Origin of the sequence: Burkholderia sp. IO2, from assembly GCF_029522185.1 — a bacterium.
Classification (GTDB): domain Bacteria; phylum Pseudomonadota; class Gammaproteobacteria; order Burkholderiales; family Burkholderiaceae; genus Burkholderia; species Burkholderia cenocepacia.
Genome location: NZ_JAKWFH010000078.1, coordinates 17,580 through 28,534, shown reverse-complemented (window position 1 = coordinate 28,534; position 10,955 = coordinate 17,580). Strand labels below are relative to the sequence as shown.

The window sequence follows — 10,955 nt, the reverse complement described above, 5'->3', positions numbered from 1 at the left end:
CGGCGCCGGCCGACGCGAGCGCCGCGGCGCCGATGGCCGCGAGCCTGCCGCCGATCCGGCGCCCGCACCGGCCGCGCCGGCCCGCCAGCGACGCGCAACCGGTCGTCGCCACGCCGCGGGACGACAACCATCGTGCGACGGCCCCCGCGAAAGCGGCGGACGCCGGCACCGCTCATTAACGGAGAAAGGCATGCAATTCGACAAGCGCGCCTGGCTCGACAAGATCAAGCAGATGTTCGCGGGCTTCGACCGCCCGCTCGCCCTCATCGTGTTCCTGCTGCTGTGCGTCGGCATCGTCACGCTGTACAGCGCGTCGATCGACGTGCCGGGCCGCGTCGAGGACCAGTTGCGCAACATCCTGCTGACGTTCGTGCTGATGTGGGTGATCGCCAACATCCCGCCGACCACGCTGATGCGCTTCGCGGTCCCGCTCTACACGTTCGGGGTCACGCTACTGATTGCCGTCGCGCTGTTCGGGATGACCAAGAAGGGCGCGAAGCGCTGGCTGAACGTCGGCGTCGTGATCCAGCCGTCCGAAATCCTCAAGATCGCGACGCCGCTGATGCTCGCGTGGTACTACCAGCGCCGCGAAGGCGGGCTGCGCTGGTACGACTTCATCGCCGCGTTCGGGATCCTGCTGGTGCCGGTCGGGCTGATCGCGAAGCAGCCGGACCTCGGCACGGGCCTGCTCGTGTTCGCGGCCGGCTTCTTCGTGATCTACCTCGCCGGCCTGTCGTTCAAGCTGATCGTGCCGGTGCTCGTCGCGGGCGTGATCGCGGTCGGCTCGATCGCGGTGTTCGAGGAACGCATCTGCCAGCCTGAAGTGCAGTGGCCGCTGATGCACGACTACCAGAAACACCGGGTGTGTACGCTGCTCGACCCGACGTCCGACCCGCTCGGCAAGGGCTTCCACACGATCCAGGCCGTGATCGCGATCGGCTCGGGCGGCGTGCTCGGCAAGGGCTACCTGAAAGGCACGCAGGCGCACCTCGAATTCATTCCGGAAAAGCACACCGACTTCATCTTCGCGGTGTTCTCGGAGGAATGGGGGCTCGCCGGCGGGCTCGTGCTGCTGACGCTGTACATGGCGCTGATCGCGCGCGGGCTCTACATCGCCGCGCAGGGCGCGACGCTGTTCGGCCGGCTGCTCGCGGGCTCGCTCACGCTCGCGTTCTTCGTCTACGCGTTCGTCAATATCGGGATGGTGAGCGGCGTGTTGCCGGTCGTCGGCGTGCCGCTGCCGTTCATGAGTTACGGCGGCACCGCGCTCACGACGCTCGGCATCGCGATCGGGATGATCATGAGCGTCGGGCGGCAGCGGCGGTTGATGAAGAGTTGACCGCGCGGCCTGCGCTGCGGCACACGACAACGGCGCCTGCGGGCGCCGTTTTGCATCGGGCGGACCGAATGCAGCCGCTTACTGCGGCGGCGAGTGCGGTTTGCCTGGCTCCGCGCCGGTGCCCGATTCCGGCCCCGGCGCCTTCAGCCGCGCGCTCAGCTCCTTGAATTTCATCCCGGCCGTCTCGTCGCCCTGCGCGGCCGCCGCCGCGTAGTACGCGCGTGCGATGTTCAGGTTCTGCGCGACGCCATCGCCGCCGCGCTCGTAGAACGACGCGGTCACGTACTGCGCGGTCGGCTCGCCCGCGTCGGCGGCCTGCTTGTACCACACGAACGCCTGCCGGTTGTCGCGCGGCGTGCCGCGCCCGTCGAGGAACTGGTTCGCGAGCGACAGCTCGGCCTGCACGTGCCCCTGCTTCGCGGCCCGCAGGAACCAGCGATGCGCTTCCGCCGGATTGCGCGCGACGAACTCGCCATCGTCGAACATCCGGCCGTACACGTACTGCGCATGCGACATGTTCGCTTCCGCCGCGCGCTTGAGCCAGCGCAGCCCTTCGTCGACGTTCGCGGTCACGCCTTCGCCCGTCAGCAGCATCATCGCGTAGTTGAACTGCGCGAGGCGATCGCCGCGCTCGGCCGCATCGTGGAATTGCACCAGCGCCGCGCGATAGTCGCCGGCGTTGTAGTCGGCGACCGCCGATTGCGTCTCGCGCGACGGGTCGGGCTTCGCTTGCGGCGCGCCCTGCGCGACGGCCGCCGCCCACACGGCCCACAGGCCGACCATCGCCCCGATCCGCGCCTGCCCGCGGCACGCACCGTCTGCGCCGTTCATGACCGTACCTCCTGCAACGCCTGCCGCGTCGCGCGCAACAGCCAGCTCACGTCGGCCGACACCGTGATCATCCGGTAGCCGGCCTCGCGATACTGGCGCGCGGCCGCCGTGTCGCCCGCGAAGATGCCGACCGCGACGCCCGCCTGCTTGCCGGCCGCGAGCACGCGCGCCATCGCGGTTTCGACGTCCGGGTGGCGGATATCGCCGAGATGTCCGAGGCTCGCCGCGAGATCGGCCGGGCCGACGAACAGGCAATCGACACCGGGCGTCGCCGCGATCCGCTCGACTTCGTCGACGCCGCGCGCCGATTCGACCTGCACGATCACCGCGACTTGCGCATTCGCCGTCTGCAGGTAGTCGCGGCGCATGCCGAACGCCGCCGCGCGCACCATGCCCGCGACGCCGCGCAGCCCGTCCGGCGATTCGGGCGACGGAAAGCGCGTGAGCCGCACCGCGTGCGCGGCGTCGTCGGGCGTCTCGATACACGGAAACATCAGCGTGCGTGCGCCGGCGTCGAGCGCACGCTTCACGAGCCACGGCTCGCGCGCCGGCACGCGCACGACCGGCTCGCTCGGCAGGTGCGCCGCGGCGATCGCGCGCAGTTGCGACGCCACGTCGCGACTGTCGTTCGGCGCATGCTCCATGTCGATGCAGAGCCAGTCGTAACCGGCATGCGCGAGCGCTTCCGCGGCCGAGTCGCTGCCGAGCGACAGCCACAGGCCGTACAGCGGCTCGTCGCCGTCGCGCAGGCGTTGTTTGAGGGAATTGGTGAGCGTGCTCATCGATACGGCCTCCGGAACGGAACGGCAATCGAACGGGACAAGCAACTGGCGAAGCGGAAAGCGGCATGCGCGCCGCCGGGCAACCGAAGCACGGTGGCGGCGACGGATCGCGCGCCAGAGAACGTGAGTCGGCCCGGGACGACCGATCTGACAAAGCGGGCCGCGCAATGGCTCACGCGCGCGTTTTTCCGTGCCGCACGACGATCATAGCGCGGCCGGATGCTCGATGCGGGAACCGACGGGGGAAGCCGTACCGGCGCGGGACGCGGCGGCTGGCGGCGACGGGCAGCCCGCGCCGAACGGCGGGGCTGCCGGGAAAGGCAGGATCAGCGGCCGGGCTGGCGCTCGACGTCGGCCCAGCAGTTCGGCGTTTCGTACAGACGCACGCGCTCGAGGCGCAGATTCACGCCGTAGTGCGCGTCGTACACGTTCGCGAGCAGGTCGAACGCGATCGCCGCGAGGTTCTCGACGGTCGGGATCCGGTCGATCACGACCGTCTTGTGGTCGGCCATCTGCTCGAGGAACGAACGCACGACCTCGTCGCGCGCATAGACCAGGAACGCGTGATCCCACTTGCTGACGAGGTGCTCCATCGCGAGCGCCTTCACGTCGGCGAAATCCATCACCATGCCGCGGTCGGGCGCCCCCTCGGTATCGACGAGATCGCCGCGCAGCGTGATTTCGAGCACGTAGCGATGGCCGTGCAGGTTCCTGCACTGGCTGCGGTGATCGGGGATGCGGTGGCCCGCGTCGAATTCGAGTTTTCGGGTAATCAGCACGATGTCAAAAGCCGTGGCTCAGGGAATGTTCAGATATTTGTGGGTCTGCATCGACAGCCGCCACTGCGGATGACGCTTGCACCAGTCGATCGCGAGCTTCGTATTGAGGTCGCGCGACGGGCCGTCCATCGGCTGGACCAGGAAATACTCGAAGTCGAGCTTCGCGTAGTCGGCCAGCCGCTGGTTGTCCTGCGGCACGACGACCTTCAGTTCGTTGCCCTTCGTGACGACGAGCGGCGCATCCGCCTTCGGGCTCACGCAGATCCAGTCGATCGATTCGAGCACCGGCAGCGAACCGTTGGTTTCGATCGCGATCTCGAAGCCGGCCGCATGCAGCGCGTCGACGAGCGGCTGGTCGAGCTGCAGCATCGGCTCGCCACCCGTGCAGACGACGAAGCGGTGCGCTTCGCCCGCCGGCCACAGGCCGGCGATCGTCGCGACGAGCGCGGCGGCGTCCTTGAACTTGCCGCCGTTCTCGCCGTCGGTGCCGACGAAGTCCGTATCGCAGAAGCGGCACACGGCCTCCGCACGATCCTCTTCGCGGCCCGACCACAGATTGCAGCCGGCGAACCGGCAGAACACGGCCGGCCGGCCCGCATTCGCGCCCTCGCCCTGCAACGTGTAGAAAATTTCCTTGACCGCGTAAGTCATCGTCCTTCGTCCGGCTCGCGCCGCTCGTTGTCGATCAGAATCCGTTGTCCATCAAGCGCCGCCGGCGCAGCCGCGTCACAGCGGCGCTTCGGTCACCCGCTCGCCCTTCAGGTAGGCCTCGTAGCCGCGCTTGCGCAGCTTGCAGGCCGGGCATTCGCCACAGCCGAAGCCCCAGTCGTGCAGTTCCGCGCGCTCGCCCACGTAGCAGGTGTGCGTCTCGACGCGGATCAGTTCGACGAGCGCGTCGCCGCCGAGCTGTTCGGCGAGCTGCCAGGTCTGCGCCTTGTCGAGCCACATCAGCGGCGTCTCGAGCACCATGCGCGTATCCATCCCGAGATTCAGCGCGACCTGCAGCGCCTTCATCGTGTCGTCGCGGCAGTCCGGATAGCCCGAAAAATCGGTCTCGCACATCCCGCCGACCAGCACGCGCAGCCCGCGCCGATAGGCGATCGCCGCGGCGATCGTCATGAACATCAGGTTGCGGCCCGGCACGAACGTGTTCGGCAGGCCGTTCGCCGTCGTCTCGATCTCGATCGTGCGCGTCATCGCGGTATCGCTGATCGCGCCGAGCACCGACAGGTCGATCATGTGATCGTCGCCGAGCCGGTCCGACCACGCGGGAAACTTGCGCTTCAGCGCTTCGCGCACGCCTTCGCGGCACTCGAGTTCGACGCGATGACGCTGGCCGTAGTCGAAGCCGAGCGTCTCGACCGTCTGGTAGCGTTCGAGGGCCCATGCCACGCACGTGGCGGAATCCTGCCCGCCGGAAAACAACACGAGCGCGCCGTCTTTAGCGTCTGTCCGAATCACCGTGATACTCCGTGAATGTGTAGGCTCGCGTCGCACTGCGCCCCGAGGCCGGCTGCCGCCGGGCGGCCCGACGCGGCCGGCCTGTGCCGGCTCGACCAGTATAGGCAGCGCGCTCGGCCGCGAATGCGGCGGCGCGCTTATACCGCTCATCGCACGGCATCGTTGCCGCGCGCCACGACAGGCGCACCGCGAGCAGCCTGCCACGCATGAAGCGATGCGCTAAGTCATTGAGCGGGCACGGATTTTATCATGCCCCGGCGAATGCTGCCGGGCCCGCGGCCCACGACACGCGATACCCACCACAAACGAAAAACCCCAAGAACCTTCCGATTCTTGGGGTTTTAAATGCTGGTGGCCTGGGACGGAATCGAACCATCGACACGCGGATTTTCAATCCGCTGCTCTACCAACTGAGCTACCGGGCCAACGAAGAATGAAAGTATATCGAGCTATTCGCCCCCGAGCAAGTGCTTTCGCAAAATATTTTACAGCGCGCCTTCGGACGGCTTCTTGCCGAGCTCGACGCCGAGTTGCTTGAGCTTGCGATACAGGTGCGTGCGCTCGAGGCCCGTCTTCTCCGCGACGCGCGTCATGCTGCCGTTCTCGCGCGCGAGGTGATATTCGAAGTACGCGCGCTCGAACGCATCGCGCGCTTCGCGCAACGGGATGTCGAACGGGATCGCGGCCGTCTGGCCCGCGAGGCCGAGCGCCGACGCCATGTCGTCGCCGAGCGTCGGCAGCGCCGCCGCGGACGCGACCGCCGCCGGCCCAGCGGCCTGCCCGCCGCCCGCCTTCGCCGCCGCGTTCGCGGACACCGGCGCCGCGCCGCGGGCGAGACCGTGCTCGACCGACTTCAGCAGCTTCTGCAGCGCGATCGGTTTCTCGAGGAAATCGAGCGCGCCGATCTTGGTCGCCTCGACGGCCGTATCGATCGTCGCGTGCCCGGACATCATGATCACGGGCATCGTCAGCAGCCCCTGCGCCGCCCATTCCTTGAGCAGCGTGACGCCGTCGGTATCGGGCATCCAGATATCGAGCAGCACGAGATCGGGCGCCTGATTCAGCCGGTATTCCCGCGCGGCCTGCGCGTTCTCCGCCGCCTCGACGACATGTCCTTCATCGCTGAGGATCTCCGAGAGCAATTCCCGGATGCCCATTTCATCATCTACCACCAGGATGGTTGCCATTTACGCTGCCTTTGTCTGCTCACTTGCTTTTGTCTTGGCGGGTGTCGTCCCGTCCTGTGCGCCCGGTTCGGCGCCTGGCGTATCGCTCGCCATCTGCAGGAAGAGGATCGACACCTGCGCACCCTCGACGGTCTCGCCGTGCATGCGATTGCGCAGATCGATCCGCGCGCCGTGCTCGTCAACGATTTTCTTGACCGTGGCCAGCCCGAGCCCCGTGCCCTTCGCCTTGGTCGTCACGTAAGGCTCGAACGCACGGGTCAGGATGCGTGCCGGAAAACCGGGCCCGTTGTCGGACACGGTAAGACGTACCGCGACGCGCGTTTTGCCCTCGGCGTCGGGGTCGCCATATTCTACTGTCTTGGTTTCGATCAACACACGCGGATGCGCGGACTCCGCGACCGAATCCTGCGCATTCTGCAGCAGGTTGTGAATCACCTGGCGCAATTGCGTCGCGTCGCCGCGAATCACCGGCAGCGACGGCGCGAGCTCGGCGACGATCGGGCTCTTGCCCTCGCCGACGCCGTACAGCCCGAGCACCTCGCTCGCCAGTTCGTTCAACTGCAGGTTCGCGAGCACCGCCGGCGGCGTGCGCGCGTATTCGCGAAAATCGTCGACCATCCGCTTCATCGCGGCCACCTGGTTCACGATCATCGTCGCGCCGCGCTTGAGCACGTCTGCGTCGGGTGGTGCGAGCTTGTCCGACAGCTTCATCTGCAGCCGCTCGGCCGACAGCTGGATCGGCGTCAGCGGATTCTTGATCTCGTGCGCGAGCCGCCGCGCGACCTCGCCCCACGCGACCGAACGCTGCGCGGAAATCACGTCGGAAATGTCGTCGAACACGACCACGTAGCCGGACGTCTGCGGATCGTCGGCCTGCCCTTCGACCGTCGACACGAGGCGCGTGCCGCGTACGAGCAGCGTCAGCGGATCGGTTTCGCCCGGCACCTCGATCGCGAACTGCTGCTGCCAGTGGCCGCGATCGCCGCTGCCGCCGTCGGACGCCGCCTCGCGATCGGCGAACGCCTTGCGCACCATCGCGCCGAACCCGGCGGCCACGCCGATCCGGTCGAGCGTCGTGCCGATCAGCGTGTTGAACGGCTGCCGGAAGATCCGCTCGGCGCCGCGATTGGCCGTCGTCAGCCGGAACTGGCGATCGAGCACGAACACGCCGGCCGTCAGGTTCGCGAGGATGCTCTCGAGATACGTCTTCGAATGCTCGAGCGCGATGCGGTTCTTCTCGACCGCGAGCCGCGCCTCGGACAACTGGCGCGTCATCGCGTTGAACGACTGCGTGAGGAAGCCGAGCTCGTCGCGCGTCTTGATCTCGCGCTTCGGCGTGTAGTCGCCTTCCGTGATCTCCTTCGTGCCCTGCGCGAGCAGGAACAGCGGCCGTGCGAGCTGCTGGCCGAGCGCGAGCGCGAGCATCATCGCGATGAAGGTCGCGAGGAACAGCGCGAGCGTCAGCGTGCCGATGTACATCTTGCGCAGCCCCGTGCGGCCGAGCGACTTTGCCTGGTACTCGCTGTACGCGCGCTGCACGGCGTCCGCGTTGTGCGCGAGCGTCGGCGGCACCGGCTGCGTGAGCTGCAGGAACCGCTCCGCCGGCTGCAGCAGCGACGTCGTCGCGTCGGGAATCGGCCGCACGACGCGCAGCCGCAGCGCGCCCTTCGCGCCGTGTGCGCGCGGGTCGCCGTCGACTTCGCCCTCGATCGCCGCATACGCGCCGTGTTCGCGCGCCTGGCTCAACATCAGCGGCGTCGGCAGGTCGTCCGGAATCAGCGCCGCGAAATTGCCCGACGCCTGCGCGACGATGTGCAGGTCGGGCGCGGCGCCCGAGCCGCCGCGGCTCGGCTCGACGATCGTCGCGTCCTGCACGCCGAACTGGTCGCGCAGCCGCAGCAGCGTGAGCGTCGTGCCGTTCGTGTTCGCATCGACGCTCGCGAGCTGGTCGGACATCAGCCGCGCCTTCGTCTGCAGATCGGACAGCGACGCATCGAGCATCCCGCGGCCGAGGTTCAGGCCGGCCGTCAGCGCCGTCTCGACGTTCACGTCGAACCACGACTCGATACTGCGCGACACGAACTGGTACGACACGATGTAGATGATCCCGCCCGGCACCACGCCGACGAGCGCGAAGAACACCGCGAGCTTCGCGAGCAGCCGTGTGCCGAACTTGCCCTTCCTCAGGCGCACGACGATCATCCCGATCAGCCCGAGCACCACGAGCAGGAACACGAGCGCGACGACGATGTTCGTCGCGTACAGCCACGAGTAGTAGCGATCGAAGAATTCGGTGTTCGCGCTCGCGGCCGCCAGCAGCACGAGCAGCAGCAGCGCGGTCAGCGCGACGGTCGAGACGATCACGCGGACGAGGAGGCTCTTCCCGCTGGCCGCGCGGCGTACTTTATTTAGCACGTTCGGTCACCGTGAAGTTGAAGCGCTTCCAGTCCGACCCGAGCGTCCAGTCGCGATTGTTTACCGCGTCGACCTGGAACGGCTTCGGCATCAGCGCCGTATCGAGCTGCATCCGCACCGACGCCGTGTAGGTTTCGCCGGCACGCACCTGGTTACGGTCGATCACGTGCCACGACGTGATGTGCCGTACCACCGCGAGCGCATCCTTCAGCGACGGGAAGCCGAGCTGCAGGCCGCCCGTCGACACGCGGTACTCGCGCGTGAGCGGCTGGAACGACAGGCGGATCGTCTGCGTGACCGCTACCGGCTGCTCGTCGAACCAGTACCAGCGCGCGCGGCTCAGCTCGAAGTCGGTCGTGAAGTAAAGCGGGATGCCCTTGTTGACGGCATCCTCGAGGTTCGGATTCAGCTCGAAGTCGAACCGTGCGTCGAGGCTCCAGCCGCTTCCGTCGGACTGGAGCGACGCGCGTTGCACGGCGATCGATTCGGCATGCGCCGGCCGCACGACGGCCAGGCACAGCGTCAACGCGACCAGCAAGACGGCCGCGAGCCGAAAGGGAAAAAGGTGTTTGATCGTCACCGTTTCTGAAACCGCGCGTAGAAAAATCCGTCGTGATCGGTGTTCTGGTCGAGTGCGCCGGCGGCCGCCCGTCCCTGCACGCCGCCCGGCAGCAGTTGGCCGGGGGCGTCCAATCGTACCGCATCTTCACAGGCCGCTTCAAACCAGCGGGCCTGCCCTTCGCCTTCTTCGGGGAAGATCGAACAGGTCACGTAAAGCAGTTCGCCGCCCGGCTTCACGAGCGGCCACAGCGCCGACAGGATGCGACGCTGCTCCGCGACCAGCGCCGGGATGTCGGCCTCGCGGCGCAGCCAGCGGATGTCGGGGTGCCGCCGCACGATGCCGGACGCCGAGCACGGCACGTCGGCCAGGATGCGATCGAACGGACGCCCGTCGTACCACGCGTCCGGCGCGCCCGCGTCGCCGACGCACACGTTCGCCGCGAGCGACAGGCGCACGAGATTCTCGCCGATGCGCGCCGCGCGCGTCGCGTCGCTTTCGAGCGCCACGACTTCCGCGTCGGCGAGTTCGAGAATATGGCCGGTCTTGCCGCCGGGCGCCGCGCACGCGTCGAGCACGCGCATGCCGTCGCGCGCGCCGAGCCATTCGGCCGCGAGCTGCGCGCCGGCGTCCTGCACCGACACCACGCCGTCGGCGAAGCCCGGAATGCGGTCGACCGGCAGCGCCGACGCGAGCCGCACCGCATGCCGGCCGATCGCGACCGCTTCGATTCCGCTCGCACGCAGCGTGTCGAGATACGCATCGACGTTCGCGCGACGCGCGTTCACGCGCAGCGTCAGCGGCCCCTGGCGCTCGCCGGCCGCGAGGATCGCCTGCCACGCGTCGGGCCATGCGCGCTTCACCGCATCGACCCACCACGCACGGTAGTTCCAGCACGCAACCGGATCGTCCTGCATCGCCGCGACGAGTGCGTCGCGCTCGCGCAGGAAACGGCGCAGCACCGCGTTGACCATCCCCTTCGCGAACGCGAATTCGCGCCGCGCACCGATGACGGTGACGGCCTGGTCGACCACCGTGAACGCCGGGTACGCAGCTTCGTCAGGCGGGTCGAGCAGCAGCGCGAACGCGCCGGCGAGCACCGCGTGCACGTGCGCGGGCGGCGCCTTGCTGACGAACTTGCCGATCAGCCAGTCCGCGCTGCCGAGGCGACGCATCGTCCGGTAGGCGACGTCCTGCGTCGCGCCGCGTGCGAGCGCCTGCGCGCCGGACGGCATCTGCGCGAATACCGTCGACAGTGCCGCCGGCAACGCGGTGCCGCGTCGCACCGCATCGACCGCCTGCGCGGCCGCGTCGAGCGCGAAGCCGAGCGAATCGGGCGCCAGGTGCAGCGCAGCCAGGCGCGCCGGGCGGCCGGAAGAAGTCGGAGCGGAAGAACGGGGTCGTGTCATCGGTACGGAATCGGCAAGCAGGCGCGGCAAACAAATGCGGCAAACGGCGGGATCGCAGTCGCCGGATGGCCCGGCGATCCCAAACCGCGCATTGTAGCGTGCGACCATGCTGCCCCTTTGGCCCCTTTACGGCGAGCGCAAATGAAACACCCCGCAGCACGGCGCATGCGGGGTGGCAAGGGGGCCTCCGCGC

The 10,955-nt window shown here is 68.2% G+C and carries 10 protein-coding genes and 1 tRNA gene; 1 reads left to right on the top strand and 10 read right to left on the bottom strand.

The annotated features are described in order from the left end of the window. Window positions 1–190 precede the first annotated feature (190 nt). The gene (gene rodA / locus MMB92_RS32105; protein ID WP_006482564.1) at window positions 191–1,339 is read left to right on the top strand and encodes a rod shape-determining protein RodA; all 1,149 of its coding nucleotides are present in this window, start codon (window positions 191–193) and stop codon (window positions 1,337–1,339) included. Between the two features lie 78 nt (window positions 1,340–1,417). On the opposite strand, the gene MMB92_RS32100 is transcribed toward rodA, so the two are convergent. The 10 genes from MMB92_RS32100 to rsmB form a co-directional block, all read right to left on the bottom strand. Further along, on the bottom strand, window positions 1,418–2,170 hold the full coding sequence (locus tag MMB92_RS32100; protein WP_277563179.1) for a tetratricopeptide repeat protein: 753 nt from the start codon (window positions 2,168–2,170) through the stop codon (window positions 1,418–1,420). Continuing rightward, complete coding sequence (locus tag MMB92_RS32095) at window positions 2,167–2,952, bottom strand: aldolase/citrate lyase family protein (protein WP_006495381.1); 786 nt, start codon at window positions 2,950–2,952, stop codon at window positions 2,167–2,169. The genes MMB92_RS32100 and MMB92_RS32095 overlap by 4 nt, the downstream gene beginning before the upstream one ends. Before the next feature lie 326 nt (window positions 2,953–3,278). Then, window positions 3,279–3,731, bottom strand: coding sequence for a 6-carboxytetrahydropterin synthase QueD (gene queD, locus MMB92_RS32090; protein WP_006482561.1), 453 nt, complete (start codon window positions 3,729–3,731; stop codon window positions 3,279–3,281). A gap of 18 nt (window positions 3,732–3,749) precedes the next feature. After that, window positions 3,750–4,382, bottom strand: a complete 633-nt coding sequence (queE, locus tag MMB92_RS32085; RefSeq protein ID WP_006495383.1) for a 7-carboxy-7-deazaguanine synthase — start codon at window positions 4,380–4,382, stop codon at window positions 3,750–3,752. Between the two features lie 75 nt (window positions 4,383–4,457). Continuing rightward, window positions 4,458–5,192: a 7-cyano-7-deazaguanine synthase QueC gene (queC, locus tag MMB92_RS32080; RefSeq protein WP_006495384.1), complete on the bottom strand. Its 735-nt coding sequence runs from the start codon at window positions 5,190–5,192 to the stop codon at window positions 4,458–4,460. Between the two features lie 349 nt (window positions 5,193–5,541). Continuing rightward, window positions 5,542–5,617: transfer RNA gene (locus tag MMB92_RS32075), tRNA-Phe, on the bottom strand. Between the two features lie 60 nt (window positions 5,618–5,677). Next, a complete protein-coding gene (esaR, locus tag MMB92_RS32070; RefSeq protein ID WP_006495385.1) occupies window positions 5,678–6,379 on the bottom strand; it encodes a response regulator transcription factor EsaR in 702 nt (233 codons plus the stop codon). Beyond that, a complete protein-coding gene (gene esaS, locus MMB92_RS32065; RefSeq protein WP_034178451.1) occupies window positions 6,380–8,794 on the bottom strand; it encodes a sensor histidine kinase EsaS in 2,415 nt (804 codons plus the stop codon). Then, window positions 8,784–9,374: a DUF4390 domain-containing protein gene (locus tag MMB92_RS32060; protein WP_006477467.1), complete on the bottom strand. Its 591-nt coding sequence runs from the start codon at window positions 9,372–9,374 to the stop codon at window positions 8,784–8,786. Before MMB92_RS32060 ends, esaS begins: the two co-directional genes overlap by 11 nt. Beyond that, window positions 9,371–10,762 (bottom strand): 16S rRNA (cytosine(967)-C(5))-methyltransferase RsmB, encoded by a 1,392-nt coding sequence (rsmB, locus tag MMB92_RS32055; RefSeq protein ID WP_006485768.1) that lies wholly within the window; start codon window positions 10,760–10,762, stop codon window positions 9,371–9,373. The genes MMB92_RS32060 and rsmB overlap by 4 nt, the downstream gene beginning before the upstream one ends. Window positions 10,763–10,955: the final 193 nt, after the last annotated feature.